Source organism: Pseudomonas luteola NBRC 103146 (assembly GCF_002091675.1).
In the GTDB taxonomy this organism is placed as follows: domain Bacteria; phylum Pseudomonadota; class Gammaproteobacteria; order Pseudomonadales; family Pseudomonadaceae; genus Chryseomonas; species Chryseomonas luteola.
In genome coordinates, this window is sequence record NZ_BDAE01000033.1 from 1 (window position 1) to 17,943 (window position 17,943).

General features: G+C 51.8%; 14 protein-coding genes and 1 pseudogene. 6 read left to right on the plus strand and 9 right to left on the minus strand.

Going from position 1 to position 17,943, the window contains the following annotated elements; translation table 11 throughout:
* The 5 genes and pseudogenes from PLU01S_RS22510 to PLU01S_RS22530 form a co-directional block, all read right to left on the minus strand.
* Window positions 1–496 (minus strand): annotated as a pseudogene (locus PLU01S_RS22510) (copper homeostasis membrane protein CopD); the annotation flags it as partial.
* A 4-nt stretch (window positions 497–500) separates the two neighbouring features.
* Window positions 501–881 carry a copper homeostasis periplasmic binding protein CopC gene (copC, locus tag PLU01S_RS22515; protein ID WP_010799576.1) on the minus strand — a complete coding sequence of 127 codons (381 nt, stop codon included), beginning with the start codon at window positions 879–881 and terminating at the stop codon, window positions 501–503.
* 101 nt (window positions 882–982) lie between these two features.
* The gene (locus tag PLU01S_RS22520) at window positions 983–2,017 is read right to left on the minus strand and encodes a copper resistance protein B (RefSeq protein ID WP_010799575.1); all 1,035 of its coding nucleotides are present in this window, start codon (window positions 2,015–2,017) and stop codon (window positions 983–985) included.
* 10 nt (window positions 2,018–2,027) lie between these two features.
* Window positions 2,028–3,944 carry a copper resistance system multicopper oxidase gene (locus PLU01S_RS22525; protein WP_010799574.1) on the minus strand — a complete coding sequence of 639 codons (1,917 nt, stop codon included), beginning with the start codon at window positions 3,942–3,944 and terminating at the stop codon, window positions 2,028–2,030.
* A 174-nt stretch (window positions 3,945–4,118) separates the two neighbouring features.
* Window positions 4,119–4,334, minus strand: a complete 216-nt coding sequence (locus tag PLU01S_RS22530; RefSeq protein WP_019365346.1) for a co-regulatory protein PtrA N-terminal domain-containing protein — start codon at window positions 4,332–4,334, stop codon at window positions 4,119–4,121.
* A 315-nt stretch (window positions 4,335–4,649) separates the two neighbouring features.
* Here PLU01S_RS22530 and PLU01S_RS22535 point away from each other — a divergent pair, with 315 nt between their 5' ends.
* The 6 genes from PLU01S_RS22535 (at window position 4,650) to PLU01S_RS22565 (ending at window position 13,513) form a co-directional block, all read left to right on the plus strand.
* Window positions 4,650–5,339, plus strand: coding sequence for a heavy metal response regulator transcription factor (locus tag PLU01S_RS22535; protein ID WP_010799572.1), 690 nt, complete (start codon window positions 4,650–4,652; stop codon window positions 5,337–5,339).
* A complete protein-coding gene (locus tag PLU01S_RS22540) occupies window positions 5,332–6,741 on the plus strand; it encodes a heavy metal sensor histidine kinase (protein ID WP_010799571.1) in 1,410 nt (469 codons plus the stop codon). Before PLU01S_RS22535 ends, PLU01S_RS22540 begins: the two co-directional genes overlap by 8 nt.
* Window positions 6,742–7,259: 518 nt before the next feature.
* Window positions 7,260–8,519 carry a TolC family protein gene (locus tag PLU01S_RS22550; RefSeq protein WP_010799570.1) on the plus strand — a complete coding sequence of 420 codons (1,260 nt, stop codon included), beginning with the start codon at window positions 7,260–7,262 and terminating at the stop codon, window positions 8,517–8,519.
* The gene (locus PLU01S_RS22555) at window positions 8,512–9,999 is read left to right on the plus strand and encodes an efflux RND transporter periplasmic adaptor subunit (protein WP_010799569.1); all 1,488 of its coding nucleotides are present in this window, start codon (window positions 8,512–8,514) and stop codon (window positions 9,997–9,999) included. The genes PLU01S_RS22550 and PLU01S_RS22555 overlap by 8 nt, the downstream gene beginning before the upstream one ends.
* On the plus strand, window positions 9,996–13,160 hold the full coding sequence (locus tag PLU01S_RS22560) for an efflux RND transporter permease subunit (protein WP_010799568.1): 3,165 nt from the start codon (window positions 9,996–9,998) through the stop codon (window positions 13,158–13,160). The genes PLU01S_RS22555 and PLU01S_RS22560 overlap by 4 nt, the downstream gene beginning before the upstream one ends.
* On the plus strand, window positions 13,157–13,513 hold the full coding sequence (locus PLU01S_RS22565; protein ID WP_010799567.1) for a copper-binding protein: 357 nt from the start codon (window positions 13,157–13,159) through the stop codon (window positions 13,511–13,513). Before PLU01S_RS22560 ends, PLU01S_RS22565 begins: the two co-directional genes overlap by 4 nt.
* 134 nt (window positions 13,514–13,647) lie before the next feature.
* Here the strand turns inward: PLU01S_RS22565 and PLU01S_RS22570 are convergent, their stop codons facing one another.
* The 4 genes from PLU01S_RS22570 to PLU01S_RS22585 all read right to left on the minus strand — a co-directional run bounded on the left by PLU01S_RS22570 (window position 13,648) and on the right by PLU01S_RS22585 (window position 17,495).
* The gene (locus PLU01S_RS22570) at window positions 13,648–14,292 is read right to left on the minus strand and encodes a class I SAM-dependent methyltransferase (RefSeq protein WP_010799566.1); all 645 of its coding nucleotides are present in this window, start codon (window positions 14,290–14,292) and stop codon (window positions 13,648–13,650) included.
* 177 nt (window positions 14,293–14,469) lie between these two features.
* Window positions 14,470–15,387 carry a cation diffusion facilitator family transporter gene (locus PLU01S_RS22575; RefSeq protein ID WP_074828897.1) on the minus strand — a complete coding sequence of 306 codons (918 nt, stop codon included), beginning with the start codon at window positions 15,385–15,387 and terminating at the stop codon, window positions 14,470–14,472.
* A gap of 9 nt (window positions 15,388–15,396) precedes the next feature.
* Window positions 15,397–16,824, minus strand: coding sequence for a heavy metal sensor histidine kinase (locus PLU01S_RS22580; RefSeq protein WP_010799564.1), 1,428 nt, complete (start codon window positions 16,822–16,824; stop codon window positions 15,397–15,399).
* Entirely contained in the window at window positions 16,821–17,495 is a 675-nt protein-coding gene (locus tag PLU01S_RS22585) for a heavy metal response regulator transcription factor (RefSeq protein WP_010799563.1), read from the minus strand. The genes PLU01S_RS22580 and PLU01S_RS22585 overlap by 4 nt, the downstream gene beginning before the upstream one ends.
* Window positions 17,496–17,943: the final 448 nt, after the last annotated feature.

Below are 17,943 nucleotides of genomic sequence, written 5' to 3' on the forward strand. Positions count from 1 at the left end.
CACCTGCTCCAACAAGATGGAAGATGTCGCTCGTAAAGTGAACATAGCGACGGGTGCCTTCATCCATTGCGCCATGTCCCGCCCAGGCAAGTGTAGCCAGGGCTACTGCCCCAAACAGGCTAACAAGCCCAAGGCACGCCAACGGCCAGCGCCTAAGTAGTAGGGCTGCCAGCAAGGCTAGGACCAGCGCGGCGATTCTGATAATCCAGGTAAAACCGACATCAGTACCTGTGATGATCATTTCAAATACATGCCGCTCCAGCTCCATGAACTGCGAGACGCCGCTCATGGACTTCGCCAGGACCAGCATGGCAAGCAAGGACAGCATGATTCCAAGTACTGCTGTCCCTGTAATGAGCGACCCGAACCGTAACGCTGTACCAGCTAGGCGCTCCCCTCCACGCAAGGCATAAAGACTAAAAAGGGGTAAGCCAAACAGCAGCATGAGGTCAGCGTAGAGCGCAAACCGAACAGCAATATTGATCCAGTCGCCCATGGCATCACTTCACTTTGAAAACAACACTACCCGTGATGGGATGGGTGTCAGAAGACACTGCGCGCCAGTCAACCTTGTAGGTGCCTGCCACCAAAGGCTTTGCCGGGGTAATAACCATAACCTGGGGATCATTACTGCCAGAGACTTTGGCCTCTATATTCATGGGCGGATGCTTCATGCCTGGCATTTCAGTCATGGTGAGTTTTGCACCTGAAAACTGGGTAGAAAGCTTTTCCGAAAATTTGAGCTCTATGTTCGCAGGGGAGGACACCTCGGCATTGGCTGCCGGGGTTGATGCAACAAGCTCAGGGTGAGCCTGGGCCAGGCTGCTCAGCAGCAAGCCAGACGTCATCGCTACACTGCCAAAAAGGGTACGTACAGACATGCAAGGCTCCTTACAGATAGGACTGTATAGTGAGTTAAAGACACTGTTTTCTGGAACAACTTAAGTGATCGCTCAATCGCTAAACAGGCGATACCGAACCGCTAGAACCACATACGGACACCTGCGACAAAGCGAGCTTCGCTCCTGTCCTCGCCTTCCTCTCGGGCATAGTCGGCCGTGTTTCCATAGGTACGGTTCCACGTCACGCCAATGTAGGGCGCAAACTCCCGGCGGATTTCATAACGAAGCCTGATTCCGATCTCAGTATCAGAGAGACCTGAGCCGATACCGCGGGCAGGATCGTTTTTTCCGTAGAAATTGGCTTCGGCAGTTGGTTGAAGTATCAGGCGGTTGGTCAGCAATATGTCGTAATCGCCTTCGAGGCGGGCGGCGGTCTGTCCATTTTCACCAATGAAAGCCGTGGCCTCTGCTTCAAAGTTATAGAGAGCCATTCCCTGTATGCCAAAAGCAGCCCACGTCTGTGGAGAGCCAGGTTTGAAATCCTGCCGGATACCACCTACTACATCCCACCAGGGACCAATAGCATGGCCCCATAAGGCCTGTACTTCTGCTTCTTCCGTTTTGCCATTGGTTCGCTCACCTTCAGAGCGAATCCATAAGCGATCAATATCACCGCCTATCCAGCCTTGAGCATCCCAGCTTAGGGCGTTGCCTTCATCAGCATCCTGCCACTCAAGCTGATCGAGCAGCAAAAAGGTATTAAGAGCCTTATCGTGTACAGCGTGGCCATCAGAGTCGATGAAGACTGCTGCGCGATCAGCGTCTGTTAACTCAGGAATAGGCGTGCGGCTCTGAGTCACTTTCTCCTGTCCCATAGTCTGCATCTGACTATGATCCATACCTTGCATCTGGCTATGATCCATACCCTGCATCTGGCTATGATCCATACCCTGCATCTGGCTATGGTCCATACCTTGCATCTGGCTATGGTCCATACCCTGCATCTGGCTATGGTCCATACCTTCCATCTGGCTATGGTCCATACCCTGCATTTGGCTGTGATCCATGCCCTGCATCTGAGCTTCTGCCGCCAAGGCTACAGGTATCTGCGCAGCGCCCAGCATTACAGAGAGGGCGCCGGCCAGCGTGTTCTTTGATCCAATCAGGTGCGACATATCGATATCCTCATTCTTCCACACGGACTTCACGGAACATGCCCATTTCCATGTGGTACAGGAGGTGGCAGTGATAGGCCCATCGCCCGAGGGCATCTGCTGTCACACGATAGCTGCGCCTTGATCCAGGAGGCATATCGATGGTGTGTTTACGCACCATGAAGTTACCGCTCTCATCTTCCAAGTCGCTCCACATTCCATGAAGGTGGATGGGATGCGTCATCATGGTGTCGTTCACCAATACGATCCTTACACGCTCACCATATTTGAGGCGAACAGGCTCTGCGTCCGAGAACTTCACACCGTTAAAGGACCAGGCAAATTTTTCCATGTGTCCGGTAAGATGCAGTTCGATTGTCCGGCTGGGATCACGGCCATCTGGATCCGGAAAGGTGCTTCTGAGATCGGCATAGGTCAGAACACGACGGCCATTGTTTCGAAGTCCCAGACCTGGGTCGTCGAGTTTTGGGCTGGTGCTCATTGCCTGCATGTCCACGAGGGGATTGTTTTGCTCGGAAGCGGGATGGGACTGCATAGCTCCCATTCCAGCCATACCGCCCATTGAGGACATGCCCTGCATTTGGCTATGGTCCATGCCTTGCATTTGGCTGTGATCCATTGCCTGCATCTGCCCACCGTCCATACCGGTCATGCCCTGCATGGAGTCATGGTTCATACCCTGCATCTGACTATGATCCATACCCTGCATGGACTGGCTGCCACTCATGGTAGACATGCCCTGCATTGAATCCTGAGTCATGCCCTGCATTTGGCTATGATCCATTCCCCCCATACTTCCATGGTCCATCCCACCCATCCCCATATCATCCATGGTGACAAGAGGGCGAAGATCAAGAGGGGGGACGGGCGCTGATAAACCCTCACTAACCGCCAGGGTGCCTCGGGCAAAACCAGTGCGGTCCATGGACTGAGCAAAAAGGGTATAGGCCTCCTGGGTAGGCTCAACAATCACGTCGTAGGTCTCGGCGACAGCAATTCTTAGCTCATCAACGGAAACCGGATTCACATAAAGCCCATCAGCAGCCACAACCGTCATCTTTAGGCCCGGAATCCGAAGATCAAAGTACGTCATGGACGAGCCATTTATGAACCGTAGTCGTAAACGCTCACCCGGTCGGAAGACACCTGTCCAGTTATCATCCGGCGCTTTGCCGTTTAGCAAGTAGGTGTAGGTATAACCACTGACGTCGGCCAGATCCGTGGGGTTCATCTTCATCTCGGCCCACATCTTGCGATCAGCCATGGTTGCAGACCAACCTTTCTCACTGACGTCGTTGATGAAGTCGCCTACGGTGCGCTTGTTAAAGTTGTAGTAGTCCGCCTGCTTCTTGAGCTTTTTCATCAAGCGGACAGGATCCTCGTCGGTCCAGTCGGTCAGCATCACCACATAGTCACGATCGTAGGTAAAAGGCTCAGGGTCCTTGGCATCAATGACCAACGGCCCATATACCCCTGACTGCTCCTGGAAACCGGAATGACTGTGATACCAGTAGGTACCGTTCTGCTTGACCTTGAACCTGTAGACATACATGCCATCGGGCTCGATGCCATGAAAACTAAGCCCTGGTACGCCATCCATGTTGGCCGGCAGGATAATGCCGTGCCAGTGGATGGAGGTTGTATCCTTCAAGCGATTTCGGACTCGAAGCGTCACCGTATCACCCTCACGCCAGCGCAGCAGAGGGCCTGGCAGCCCACCATTGATGGTCATGGCGGGTTTCGATTTACCGGCGATAATGACTGGCGTCTCTCCGATCAGGAGGTCAAACTCAGTACCGGTCAATACATTCGGCACGCCAGGATTTGTGATCGCCCAAACTGGGTTACGCCACAAGCCCAGTCCACCCAGTAGGCCTCCGGCGGCCATACCCTTTACGAACGTTCGCCTTGAAGTTTTGGATTGCATGCCGTGTGTCCAATCAGTCATTGAGTCAGAGCCGTTATGAAAGGAAGGTGTACAGGGCAAGGCAGACATCACCAGCCCTTATGTCAACGCTTCCCAGCCTACAAGCGCGACGAAAATGCCATATTTGAGTAAGCCGCATGATTACATTTCTGTAAGGTTGGCCTGCTCAAGCGCTTAGCAGTGCGAGTGCTTCCTGGTCTCCTTATCCTCCGCGACTATGGTGGCTGCTTTGGACTCCTGAGTTTGCATGGCAGCGACCGATGCTTCACGGGCCTGAGCCATACGGTCAAAGACACGATCACCACCGCTTTCGGCCATAGCCAAAGAGGAGAGCATTAGTGCAGAAGCAATAAAGAATGATTTAACAGCGTTCATTTTCAGTACCTTCATGTGATTAAGTATTCCCTGTTCGCCTCTAGGTAATCGCAGGGAAAGCGTTAAGCTCGGGATAACCTTAATCACTCAAGCCTGTCGGCAGGATGAAGTGAAAATTACAGTTTAGTCAGCTGTGGGAAAACGCTGGGCGTCCCTGTCAAGAACTCAATAGGATTGCTTTGAGCGGCCTGCAGACCTTGCTGTAACAAACATTGACACTAGACGAGCAACCTGACTGCAACCTTAGCGGCACATTACATTTCTGTAAGGTTCTCGTCAGCTCCACTACGCTAGAGGCACAATCCTCTTTTCTACCTGGGGTACTGTCGTATGAAAATCCTTATTGCTGAGGACGAACCCAAGATAGGAATGTACTTACAGCGAGGACTAGGCGAGGCAGGCTTTACCGTTGACCGCGTGACCTCTGGTACCGAGGCACTCCAACAGGCGCTGGGCGAGGCTTATGATCTATTGATTCTGGACATCATGATGCCTGGTCTTGATGGCTGGGAGGTACTCAAGGTACTGCGCGCGGCTGGCAAAAGTGTACCAGTGCTTTACCTGACGGCTCGGGATCAGGTTGAAGACCGAGTCAAGGGACTTGAACTGGGCGCAGATGACTATTTGATCAAACCGTTTGCCTTTTCCGAATTACTTGCGCGTGTCAGAACGCTGTTACGTCGGAGTACTAGCGCACCAACCCAGACCCTGATGAGCATTGCCGACCTTGAGGTCGACCTTATGAAACGCAGGGCATTTCGGGGTGGAAAACGCATCGATCTGACGTCCAAGGAATTTGCGCTGCTTGAGCTTCTCTTGCGTAGACGGGGTGAGGTCCTGCCTAAATCGCTGATTGCATCCCAGGTCTGGGACATGAATTTTGATAGCGATACAAATGTCATCGAGGTAGCCGTGCGGCGTCTACGGGCAAAGATTGACGACGGCTTTGACGTCAAGCTTATTCATACTTCACGAGGTATGGGCTATATGCTTGAAGGACCGGAAGAAGACAATGGGTAGGCAGCCCTCATTAACAGCCCGCATCAGCTTGATGTTTATGCTGGTCGTTGCAATAGTCCTTACTGCAGCTGGGCTCATTTTCACCCACCTCAGCCATAAGCACTTCCAGATGATGGATCAGATGGCTCTGGAGGAGAAACTGCACGCCGCTGAAAATACGCTTAAGACCTTATCGAGCGTGGCAGATATTGGGCTTTTACACCCTCAACTAAAAGCCCTTTTAAGCGCTCATGAGGAACTCGTGGCCGTTATCCAGGATCATGCTGGAAATGAGCTGTTTGCAAGCTCAAGCCAGCGAACTATTCCCGCACAATTCAGCTCAGAAAAAGCAGGGCAAATCTGGGAATGGCATGATCAGGAGCATATGTTTCGTGGCCTTACCGATCATGTCACCCTACCAGAAGAGCCGCCCCTCACCATTATGGTTGCGCTTGATGTGACCATGCACATGACCTTTTTTGAGTCCTTGCAAAAGTGGTTCTGGATCGGATTGGTGTGCAGTGCATTGATTAGCGCAGCATTGGGCTGGGTAGTTGTACGCAAAGGACTTCGACCTATTGGACAGGTAGCCAGGGTTGCAGCGTCTGTATCAGCCAAATCGTTAAAGGCACGCATCCCCTTGGCACCTGTTCCGTATGAGTTGCAGGAGTTGGTGTCATCATTCAATGCCATGCTTGATAGATTGGATGACTCATTTGTTCGACTGTCCAACTTCTCCGCTGATATCGCACACGAGCTACGTACGCCTGTAGCGAATCTAATAACGCATACCGAAGTGATCCTTTCCCGCAAGCGGAATATCGAAGACTATGAGGAAAATCTCTACTCAAATCTTGATGACCTCAAGCGCATGGCTCGCATGATTGATGACATGCTGTTCCTGGCCAAAGCGGATAATGGATTGATCATTCCTGCCCGGCAGAACGTAGATCTACGCGAAACGGCGGAAAAGCTTGCGGAGTACTATCAGCTGCTTGCCGATGAAAAGGACATCAAGTTGATCGTTGAGGGCTATGGTTCAATCAAAGGGGATATCCTGATGATCCATAGGGCTATCTCAAACCTGCTCTCAAACGCGCTGCGCTATACCCCTGAGAGAGAAACTATCAAGGTAGAGGTCAGGGAAGATAATGCCTACGTGGTTCTGACGGTAAAAAACCCGGGCCCAGCCATTGCCCCCGAACACCTCGACAAGCTGTTTGATCGGTTCTACCGGGCAGACCCTGCACGGCGAGAGGGTAGTCCACATAATGCAGGTCTAGGACTCGCGATTACCCGTTCCATTATTGAGGCTCATCATGGACGTGCAGGATGTACCTCGGCAGGGGGAGTGACCCAGTTTTTCTTCGAGTTTCCAAAAGCTGTAGAGTGCACATACTCAAAGACACATTTGGCGCAATAATTTTGCAAAACGCATAGAGCGATTAAGTCTGGTCTTGGAAGCATTGTGGGTTGTCTGAGATTTGGCTAACATCTGAGAGTGAATGTATTTATAAGGTTTTGCCTACTCTTGGTGCTTAGTCTAACGCTTCCCATGGCCGGGACGGCGGGCGCGGCATTTGTAGCTGAACCTTGCCCCATGCAGCTGCAGCACAAGGACATGTCGAAAGGCATAATAGAAGATAGCTGCTTTGATAAAGAAAAAAGTTTTCATAGCGGCAGCAAAATCTGCAAAACAGGTGAGCAGTGCCAAGCCAATAGTGCAATTCAAGTCACTTCTCTGAAAATCTTTCCTCCTCTAGAGTCACTGGTTATTCACCAGCCTCTTGCTGAGTTTATTCCATACCCTAGCCTTGATACGGTCTGGCGACCTCCCCGCGTCTAATTCCTGATTTGTCCTAAGCTTATCTTGCGCCTCGATGGTCGCAGGGATGTCTATGCACGCATGCATGGCGTGCCAGAACATGACGGAATTGTGCAATGATTTTTCAATGTAATCATAACGGGCGCCTGTCTTGGGGCGTTCTAGCTGTGACGTTTATGGCTGTGCCGAGGTTGGCTCCGGCATTAACCCTTGATGAAGCCTTACTATTGGCTGAGCATGAGGCGCCTTCGATGAGAGCCAGGCGGGCGGACATCGAAGCGGCTCGCAGCGCCGCCATCCCGGCTGGTGAGTTACCGGACCCCAGGCTTTCTCTCGGCCTGCAGAACGTACCTGTCGAGGGCCAGGACCGGTACAGTCTTAATCGAGACTCCATGACCATGCAAATGGTTGGCATCATGCAAGAGGTGTCTAATAGTGATAAGCGCCGCGCACGCGTCGAAGCCGCCCAGGCTGAAATACTTCAGGCAGAGGCAGAGCAACAGGTAGAACGGCTTAGTGTCAGGGTAGAAACCGCCCTGGCCTGGATAGAGGCCCGAGCGATCGAGCAGAAACTGGCGCTCTTTGGGAGTCTCTACAATGAAAACCGCCTCTTTGGCAAAGCGGTGCAGGCTACCATTGCAGGCAATGCAGGAATGGCGGCTGATAGCGTCATCCCTAGACAGGAAGCTGCCACTCTAGCGGAAGAGGAGGATGAGCTACATCGCGCTCTAACGCAGGCACGCGCTGCACTGCGCCGCTGGGTTGGACCCGCCGCAGACGAACCGCTATCAGGAAATCTGCCCCTATGGCCTGTTGATACGCATCATTTCAAACATAATCTCAGGCAGCACCCTAATGTAGCCGTTTTCGGGCCCAGAGCCAGCGTAGCAGAGGCTGAAATACAGGAAGCTGTTGCTGAAAAAAAGCCTGACTGGGGCTGGCAGGTAGATTATCAGCATCGCGGTCGCGAGTACGGTGACATGGTCAGCCTTCAGGTCAGTTTTGACTTGCCGCTATTTACTACTTCCCGACAGGATCCCAAGATTGCAGCCAAACGGTCGCAGCTCATTCAACTTGAAGCCGAGCGCGAGGCCATATTGCGCGAGCATGCGCAGATGTTGGAGAGCGACCTGGCTGAATATGAGCGCCTCCATAATTCCCTTGAGCGTAGCCAGAAAACCTTTGTTCCTCTAGCCAAGGAGAAGGTGGATCTTGCCATGGCAAGCTATCGCGCCGGAAAAGGCGATTTGGCCGCCGTGGTCGAGGCGCGCCGTGATCTGATTCAGGCTCGTCTCAAGCTTATCGATATTACCCAGCTGCAAGCGCTGACCAGTGCTCGTCTGCATTTTGCGTACGGAGCACATTCAAATGACTAAACGAATCCTTATAGGGTCATTGTTCGTGTTGATGATTGCTGTGCTTGCCGGCCTTCTGGGCTATTGGCTAGGCAAGCCATCGCCTGCCCCCAATCTGCCTGTGGATCAAAATCAGCCTTCCTCTGTAACCGCTGATCAATCTGAAAAAAAGGTGCTGTATTGGTACGACCCTATGTACCCCCAGCAAAAGTTTGATAAGCCTGGTAAATCGCCATTCATGGATATGGAGCTCCAGCCGCGCTATGCCGATGAGAGTGGAAATAGCGCTGCCGTTACAATAGACCCAGGCATTACGCAAAACCTTGGAATGCGCGTCTCTCCTGTGACTCGGGAGTCTCTCGCTCAAACCTTAAGTGCGTCGGGAGCGCTGACCTATGATGAGCGGGACGTAGCAGTTTTGCAGACACGCAGCGGCGGGTTTGTGGAGCGGGTATATGACCTTGCCCCTGAAGATATTATTAAGAAAGGCGCACCGTTAGCTGACCTGTTGGTACCGGAGTGGGCTGCTGTGCAGGAGGAGTATCTTGCACTTCGGGCATTGAACGAGCCAGCATTGTTGGCAGCGGCTCGCCAGCGGATGCGTCTTGCCGGTATGCCGCAAGTACTGATTGAACAGGTTACGCGTAGCGGCAAGGCCAGTCCTGTATGGACGATTACCAGTCCAATTGAGGGGGTACTTGAAACCCTAGATATACGTCAGGGAATGACGCTTGCTGGCGGTGCGCTCGTTGCCCGGATCAATGGTATCAGCAGTATCTGGCTTGAAGTAGCCGTACCTGAGGCGCAAATTTCTGCTCTGTCTGCTGGACAACCCGTTCAAGCACACTTACCTGCCTATCCAAGTGATGTACTTAACGGCACGATCAAGGCGATTCTGCCGCAAGCTAACCCTGAAAGCCGAACGGTGCGGGTTCGAGTAGAGTTGCCTAACCCACAACAACGTCTACGACCCGGCATGACGGCTGAAGTCATCCTCAGCAGCGATCAGTACGATGCCTTGGTCATACCCGCCGAAGCGGTGATCCGTACTGGCAAACGAGCAATAGTCATGCTTGCTGAGAACGCTGGCCAGTACCGCCCCGTAGAAGTCAGGGTAGGCCGTGAAATAGCAGACAAAGTCGAGATCCTACAAGGTCTGGAAGAGGGCCAGCAGGTTGTTGCCTCGGGACAGTTTCTGCTGGATTCTGAAGCTAGTTTACGCGGACTCACCGCTCAGCCGCTTGAGCCGTCAGCCAGCGCCTCCAAGCCCGCCCTGCATGAAGCTGAAGGCACCATTATTGAGCTTGGTGACGACATGATTACCCTCTCTCATGGGCCTTTCATAACACTTGGCATGCCTGGAATGACCATGGGCTTTCCACTGGCAGACAAATCCCTTGCCGCCAACCTCAAGACAGGTGATCAGGTCCGGTTTGCAGTACGCCAGACGGATGATGGCCTACTGATCGAGCGTATTGAGCGCCTGGGAGGTCAGCCATGATTGCTACAGTCATCCAGTGGTCTGTCGGCAATCGATTCCTGATCCTCCTGGCGACACTGTTTGCGGTGGTATGGGGCATTTGGTCAGTGAAGAACACGGCCGTTGATGCACTGCCTGATCTTTCCGACGTACAGGTCATCATCCGTACGCCCTATCCCGGGCAGGCGCCCCAGATCGTTGAAAATCAGGTTACCTATCCGCTGACCACTACCATGCTGTCGGTTCCTGGAGCCAGGACGGTACGGGGCTACTCTTTCTTTGGCGACAGTTACGTCTACATACTGTTTGAGGACGGCACCGATCTTTATTGGGCCCGCTCGCGAGTTCTGGAGTATCTCAGCCAGGTGCAGGGGCGTTTACCCGCCGCGGCAAAGCCTGCGCTGGGGCCGGATGCTACAGGCGTAGGCTGGATTTTTCAGTATGCCCTGGTTGACCGCAGCGGAGGACATGACCTGGCCCAGCTACGATCACTACAGGACTGGTTTCTCCGCTATGAGTTGAAGACATTACCCAATGTGGCGGAAGTCGCACCGATTGGTGGGATGGTCAAGCAGTACCAGATTGTGCTGGACCCTATTCGTATGGCTAATCGAGGCGTGACTCAGCAACAGATCGCTGAAGCTATCAACAAGGCCAACCAGGAGACGGGGGGAAGTGTGCTTGAGCTGGCTGAGACCGAGTTCATGGTTCGAGCCCCGGGCTACCTGCAGACCCTAAACGACTTTCGTGCTGTTCCTTTGCGGTTGGATACCAGTGGTGTTCCTGTAACCTTAGGTGATGTCGCCCATATTCAGCTAGGCCCGGAGATGCGGCGTGGTATTGCCGAACTTGATGGCGAGGGTGAAGTAGTGGGAGGCGTGGTGATTCTCCGTAGTGGCAAAAATGCTCGGGATACGATTGCCGCCGTCCAGGCAAAACTGGACAACCTCAAGCAAAGCCTTCCGGAGGGCGTTGATATCGTTACGACGTATGATCGCAGCAAGCTCATTGATCGTGCTGTAGAAAACTTAAGCTTCAAACTGATCGAAGAGTTTGTCGTTGTGGCGCTGATTTGCGCCTTGTTTCTCTGGCACTTGCGTTCCTCATTTGTAGCCATCGTGTCACTGCCTGTAGGGGTGCTAATTGCCTTTATCATCATGCAGCGACAGGGGGTTAACGCTAATATCATGTCTCTTGGCGGAATTGCCATTGCGATTGGCGCAATGGTCGACGCCGCGATTGTCATGATAGAAAATGCTCACAAGCACATCGAAGCCTGGCATAGACACTATCCTGACAGGCCGCTTAAGGGTAATGAGCACTGGAAAGTAATCACTCAGGCCGCGATTGAGGTAGGGCCAGCGCTTTTCTTCAGTCTGCTGATCATTACTCTTTCGTTTATACCGGTTTTTACCCTGGAAGCTCAGGAGGGCCGTTTATTCGGTCCGCTGGCCTTTACTAAAACCTATGCCATGGCGGCAGCGGCAGGCCTTTCGGTTACGCTGGTTCCTGTACTGATGGGCTACTGGATCCGCGGCAAGATACCTGAAGAGCATCGTAACCCACTCAACAGGTTACTCATCCGCCTCTATCAGCCCGTATTGGATACCGTGCTACGTTGGCCCAAAATAACGCTTCTGGTAGCACTCCTGGTTTTTCTTACCGGCATTTGGCCTGCTACCCGCTTGGGAGGAGAATTCCTGCCACCGTTGGATGAAGGCGATCTGCTCTACATGCCCACAGCGCTGCCAGGGCTTTCAGCGCAAAAGGCAAGCGAGCTCCTGCAGCAGACCGACCGCTTAATCAAAACCGTGCCGGAAGTGGCACATGTATTTGGCAAGGCTGGACGTGCTGATACGGCAACAGACTCAGCGCCACTTGAGATGTTTGAGACAACTATTCAATTCAAGCCCAGGAATGAATGGCGAGCAGGCATGACCACCGAGAAGCTTATCGAGGAGCTGGACCATACGGTGCAGGTGCCTGGGGTAGCTAATCTCTGGATTCCACCTATCCGTAACCGAATAGATATGCTGGCCACTGGGATCAAGAGTCCAATCGGCGTAAAGGTCTATGGAACGGATATTGCGCAGATCGATAAGGTGACTCAATCAGTTGAGCGTATCGCCAAAACAGTACCAGGCGTTACGTCAGCGCTGGCTGAGCGCCTGTCGGGTGGACGCTATATCGATGTGGATATCGATCGTAGCGCTGCCGCCCGCTATGGTCTGAATATCGCTGACGTACAAGCTATCGTAGCCGGTGCCATTGGCGGTGAGACCATTGGAGAGACGGTCGAGGGCCTGGCACGCTATCCGATCAATCTACGCTATGGGCGTGAATGGCGAGACTCTCTGACAGCGCTGCAGCAGTTGCCTATTTACACTCCTCAAGGTAGCCAGATCACTTTGGGGACCGTGGCATCGGTCAAAGTCAGCGACGGGCCACCCATGCTGAAAAGCGAAAACGCTCGTTTGACTGGTTGGGTATATATAGATGTTCGCGGTCGCGATATGGCGTCAGTTGTAGCTGACTTGAGTCAGAAGATCGAAGCTGAGGTCAAGCTGAGCCCAGGGATGAGCGTTAGCTATTCTGGACAGTTTGAGTTCATGGAGAGGGCTAATGCACGGCTCAAGCTTGTGGTGCCTGCCACGCTTTTGATCATCTTTGTTCTCCTATATTTTATCTTCAATCGTTTTAATGAAGCACTTCTTATCATGGTCACGCTTCCCTTTGCTCTTACTGGAGGTGTCTGGTTTCTTTATGTACTGGATTATCACCTTTCAATTGCAACAGGGATTGGTTTTATTGCTCTGGCCGGAGTTTCGGCGGAGTTTGGTGTAATCATGCTGCTTTATCTGAGAAATGCATGGCATGAACGGTTAGAAGCAGGCCATAACCATGAGCGTGCGCTGGTTGAGGCTATTCGTGAGGGTGCTGTACAGCGTGTACGTCCTAAAGCAATGACCGTTGCGGTGATCATTGCCGGCCTTCTGCCCATTCTCTGGGGAACCGGTACCGGAGGAGAGATCATGAGCCGCATCGCCGCACCAATGGTAGGCGGTATGATCAGTGCGCCCTTGCTTTCCTTGTTCGTCCTGCCAGCAGCCTACCTTCTGATGCGCCGTCGACAGTTTCGCGATTCCTTCAAAACAGATAACCCCCCTGGAGAACACTCATGAAAATCGCAAGTATCGTTTTCGCCTCATTGCTTGTTTCACCTGCGCTATTTGCTGCGGAAAAACAGTCCATGGAGGGTATGCCGATGGATCATAAGGGCATGGACATGCCGATGGATCAAAAGGCGACCACAAAGACGGGCAAGGCTACTGGTGTTGTCAAAAAGGTTGATACTGAGAAGGGGTCCGTGACGATTGCTCATGGGCCGGTCGAAGCATTGGGCTGGCCATCCATGACAATGGGCTTTAAAGCCGAGGCCACCCAGTTACAAGGTCTCAAGCAGGGCGACAAGGTAAAATTTGAGTTTGCCTCCACGGGAATGGACTCAACCATTACCCGTATTGAAAAGCAGTAACTGAAAGGGCCACCGTTCACGGTGGCCCTCTGACATGGCTGTTATTTAACTAAACGCTTGCAGCAAAAACTCTTAGTTGCACCTAATAATAGGGGTGTGTATGAATGCTGCTTCTGGTTGGGTAAGGGTAAATGTCAGAGAGCATCAGCGGTTGACTTGGCACCCTCTAGATCAGCCAGCCCTTCATACATATAGCTCATTGGCTTAACCATGCTCTGGTAGCTGTTCTCAAGCCTGGCTATTCGAAAACCGCTGTCCCTGAGCAGTTCATCAATGGAACGATCCAGATGGCATCCGCCTACAAAACGGCTCCACATGGGCGTCAGCTTCTGCTGCCAGCGAGCAACGCCTGGATCCGACGCCAAACCATGTTCGCAAAAGGCGAAATACCCATCAGGTTTGAGTACTCGACGAATCTCATGGAGAGCCATGCGGATATCTGGAACGCTACATAGTGTCCAGGAGCAAAGTGCAGTATCTATGCTCCGATCAGGCAAAGGAATATGCTCAGCCGTGCAATGCAGGATCTCGATGGGAAAAGGCGCATGCGATACGTCCTTCTGACCCAGCTTTAACATATTGGCGTCAGGCTCAAGCGCATAGAGCCGCTCAACCTGATCCGGGATGTAGAAGGGCAGATTGCGTCCTGAACCAAAGCCAATTTCCAGTGCTACCCCCTTGGCCTGAATCGCTAAACGCCTTCGGTAGGCGTCAAGGCGCCGGGAGTTCATTACTGAATGAATCAGACAGGGTAATACGCACTGGTCGTACACTTTCATAGCTCAGCTTCCACACCCAGGAGCGATGGCTCTACCGATCAAGATTAGCTATTTCCTTTTATCAGGAAAGGGATAGCAAAGGGTATTCCCAGCCAATTTACTCAGGCCATCCCTGGCGCCGAGTGTTAAGTATGTAGGCCAAGGCCCATAATTATTGTTTAAAAGCAGTGCTGAGCGTTAAACCAGCTGGGTCTCATGAGGGGCCAGTCCTTGCTCTACCTGAAGCGTACAGTGATGAATTGAATACCTGTCCTTGAGCGTATGCATTGTCTCATTCATGAAGGTATCTCCCGGATAGCCATTGGGCATCACCAAATGCACCGTTAGGGCGTTTTCTGTAGTACTCATCCCCCAAATATGAAGGTCGTGTATGTCTTTCACGCCGTTTAGCTGCAGGAGGTAGGTCTCGATCTCATTACGATCAACGCTGTTGGGTACAGCATTAAGTGCAAGATCTACAGAGTCACGCAATAGTGACCAAGTGCTGATTATGATGATGGCTACAATGATCAGGCTCAGGATGGGGTCGATCCAGTGTGCGCCGGTAAAGTAGATAGCGACACCTGCAAGGACCACGCCGAGTGAGACGCCTGCATCAGCTGCCATATGAAGAAATGCGCCTTTGACATTAAGATCACTTTTGCTGCCCTTGATGAAAAGAAGCGCTGAGGCACCGTTTATGAGGATGCCGATGCCAGCTACTATGGAAACGGTCAGCCCGGATACCGCTCCGGGGTTTGAAAAGCGGGTGACTGCTTCCCAGGCAATGGCACCGCAGGCAACAAGAAGCAGCACGGCATTACCTAGTGCAGCAAGAATAGATGTACCCCTCAAACCATAGGTGAATTTATAGCTAGGGGCTCTTCTCCCTAAAAGAGCAGCTCCCCACGCCAGTATCAAACCTAATACGTCAGACAGGTTATGCCCAGCATCAGCAATAAGGGCCGTTGAGTTTGCAGCGATGCCGTAAACAAACTCGACAATAACAAAGCCGGTATTCAAGGCTGTCGCTATCAGGAAGGCCTTGTTATTCGTGTCAATGTTTCCATGTGCATGTGCATGTGCATGTGCATGGCTGTGCTCGTGATGATCCATAAAGGCCCTCTAAAAGACGTCGTGAGTAGGGGTAAGGCTTGAAGCACGGACCTGTCCTATGGGGAATATCAGGCGGAAGCGAGTAACGTGGCCAGGAATGCTTTCGACCTCACAGCGTCCTTGATGCAGACTCATGATGGAGCGTACGATGGCCAGCCCCAGTCCTGTACCGCCCTGTTCATGCGTCCGCCGGCCATCAACCCGATAGAACCGTTCAAAAAGATGCGGTAGGTGATGTGCACCAATACCGGCACCCGTGTTCTCAACAGTGACACTGGCCTCGTCTGCTTCTTCCGTTAGAACAATGGCCACCGTGCCGCCGTAAGGCGTATGCCCAATAGCATTTGAGAGCAAGTTGGACAGAGCACGTTGGATCATTAACCGATCTCCCATCGTGGAGGCTTCTCCTCTGATGCTTATCGATATGTCCTTGTCTTCGGCACTGATTGCAAAGAGGTCCATGATTCGCATGGTCTCGTCGCGCAGAAAGATGGGGGTGAAGGGAATCAGTGTATGGGGATGACTTACCTGGGCGAGAAACAGCATGTCCGAGATAATACGATTTAACCGTTCATACTCTTCTATAGCAGACTCCAGGACGTGGCAATATTCCGCCTCGGAGCGTTTACGCGAGAGGGTAACCTGTGTCTTGATCATGAGATTGTTAATTGGGGAGCGCAATTCATGAGCAAGATCGTCCGAAAATTCAGAAAGCTGTTGTACACCTGTATCTAGCCGGTGGAGCATAAAATTCATGCTATGAGCAAGATCCTTCAACTCCCTGGGCAATCTGTCAGTTTTGATTCGATGGGAAAGACTTTGGGTCGATATCTGTGCGGCAACACTGCGAAACCGTCGTAACGGCCGGAGTTCCTTTTGTACAAGCAACCAGGCACTAATGCCGATGAGTATCAAAAGTACCGGTACGGAGACTAGTGATGACTTTAAAAAGGCCAATAGCAAGTGGCGGTCAGCTGAACGATCCAGAGTCAGCAGTGCTTTAACCAATTGACCGTCTTGAGTCGGGATAACCTTGGAGACAGTCAGCATCTCCTGGTTGGTTGCTGAAAGCCAAGAATGAAAGGCGATAGAGGTGCCTACTGCCAGGGTACGAATCTCGGGAGCAAGAGCATATTGCCCGATGCCCAGCATGACAGCAGGCGCCTGATCGGCGTCAAGGATACTAAGGCTCAGGTTGTCATGGCCCAGGATGAGATCCAGCAATGCGTGCGGCTTGTTTGATAACTGCTCAGGTGCTACGTCTACCTTAAGGTTATGTTCGATACGCTCGAACTTGCCAGTCAGGTTTTCATGAGCAGAGAGATCAAGCTCACGATCAAGCGTTATGTAGGAGAGCCCTACAACAAGCATGACGAGCATTGCTCCCAGCAGGATAACCTTGAGGCTCAGGCGAAACGACAAGCTGGTCGAAATCATCCACGCTCCTCAAGAATATACCCCGCACCACGAATGGTATGGATTAGCTTTATCTCAAAGGGATCGTCGATCTTGGCCCGCAGCCGTCTGATTGAAACCTCAACGACATTGGTGTCACAGTCAAAATTCATGTCCCAAACCATCGAGATGATCTGGGTACGGGTGAGCACCTCACCCGTCTTGCGCATGAGCAGATGCAGGAGCGCAAATTCCTTGGTCGTCAGGTCAATACGCTGGTTGCCACGAAAGGCACGGTGCCGATTCGGATCAAGCTCCAGATCGGCCACCTTAACAACATCCGATACCTGGACTGCATCACTTCGGCGAAACAACGAACGGATACGGGCCAGTAACTCTGGGAACTGGAAGGGTTTGACCAGGTAATCATCAGCGCCCAGATCAAGACCTTTCACCTTTTCTTCAAGACGCCCTCGTGCTGTCAGCATGATCACACGCGTCTGCTTGCGCTTTCGTATGAGTTCGAGTACTTCCCAACCATCCATCTCTGGAAGATTTACGTCCAGCAGAATAAGGTCATACGTCTGCTGGTGAGCTAAATAAAGTCCATCGATGCCAGTATTGGCACAGTCAACAATATAACCACTTTCAGTCAAACCTTGCTTTAAATATTCGGCAGCTTTTGGCTCGTCCTCAACAATAAGGATTCGCATGGTGTACTCACTATTAAAATAATAAACACTTAATTAAGGATGAATTTTTATTATTTGTTTTGATAGCGCTGGAGTTTATAGTTCAAAGCATAAACCCTGTAGCGACTACAGAGTCAAGAAAGCTTTTTAAAAAGCAGGCGCCATGGGTCAAGAACGCGGCTTGAAAGGCTCTATCTCAGCAGCTCTCATATCTCATGCATTGCAAAAGCAGTGTCATGAAATAGGTAAATTGTAGCGAGGTATTGCCCTCTTTTTGAACATTACAGATTTGTAATGTTCAGGTCACTTCCCCGATAAGTTCTGTCTATACAGTGATAATCGAGATAGCTTTATTTCATTGCTGGAAATAAGGGCGCTCTTTTTATTTCTCATAAAGCCTAACTGTAAACCAAGATGTCGGGAGCAATTTTTGTCTGTACTAGATACTTTTTGGAAGTTTCCAAACACC

Coding starts and splice junctions, on each gene's coding strand:
- copC (WP_010799576.1), bottom strand. CDS start 881: ATGTCTGTACGTACCCTTTTTGGCAGTGTAGCGATGACGTCTGGCTTG.
- PLU01S_RS22520 (WP_010799575.1), bottom strand. CDS start 2,017: ATGTCGCACCTGATTGGATCAAAGAACACGCTGGCCGGCGCCCTCTCT.
- PLU01S_RS22525 (WP_010799574.1), bottom strand. CDS start 3,944: ATGCAATCCAAAACTTCAAGGCGAACGTTCGTAAAGGGTATGGCCGCC.
- PLU01S_RS22530 (WP_019365346.1), bottom strand. CDS start 4,334: ATGAAGGTACTGAAAATGAACGCTGTTAAATCATTCTTTATTGCTTCT.
- PLU01S_RS22535 (WP_010799572.1), top strand. CDS start 4,650: ATGAAAATCCTTATTGCTGAGGACGAACCCAAGATAGGAATGTACTTA.
- PLU01S_RS22540 (WP_010799571.1), top strand. CDS start 5,332: ATGGGTAGGCAGCCCTCATTAACAGCCCGCATCAGCTTGATGTTTATG.
- PLU01S_RS22550 (WP_010799570.1), top strand. CDS start 7,260: ATGATTTTTCAATGTAATCATAACGGGCGCCTGTCTTGGGGCGTTCTA.
- PLU01S_RS22555 (WP_010799569.1), top strand. CDS start 8,512: ATGACTAAACGAATCCTTATAGGGTCATTGTTCGTGTTGATGATTGCT.
- PLU01S_RS22560 (WP_010799568.1), top strand. CDS start 9,996: ATGATTGCTACAGTCATCCAGTGGTCTGTCGGCAATCGATTCCTGATC.
- PLU01S_RS22565 (WP_010799567.1), top strand. CDS start 13,157: ATGAAAATCGCAAGTATCGTTTTCGCCTCATTGCTTGTTTCACCTGCG.
- PLU01S_RS22570 (WP_010799566.1), bottom strand. CDS start 14,292: ATGAAAGTGTACGACCAGTGCGTATTACCCTGTCTGATTCATTCAGTA.
- PLU01S_RS22575 (WP_074828897.1), bottom strand. CDS start 15,387: ATGGATCATCACGAGCACAGCCATGCACATGCACATGCACATGCACAT.
- PLU01S_RS22580 (WP_010799564.1), bottom strand. CDS start 16,824: ATGATTTCGACCAGCTTGTCGTTTCGCCTGAGCCTCAAGGTTATCCTG.
- PLU01S_RS22585 (WP_010799563.1), bottom strand. CDS start 17,495: ATGCGAATCCTTATTGTTGAGGACGAGCCAAAAGCTGCCGAATATTTA.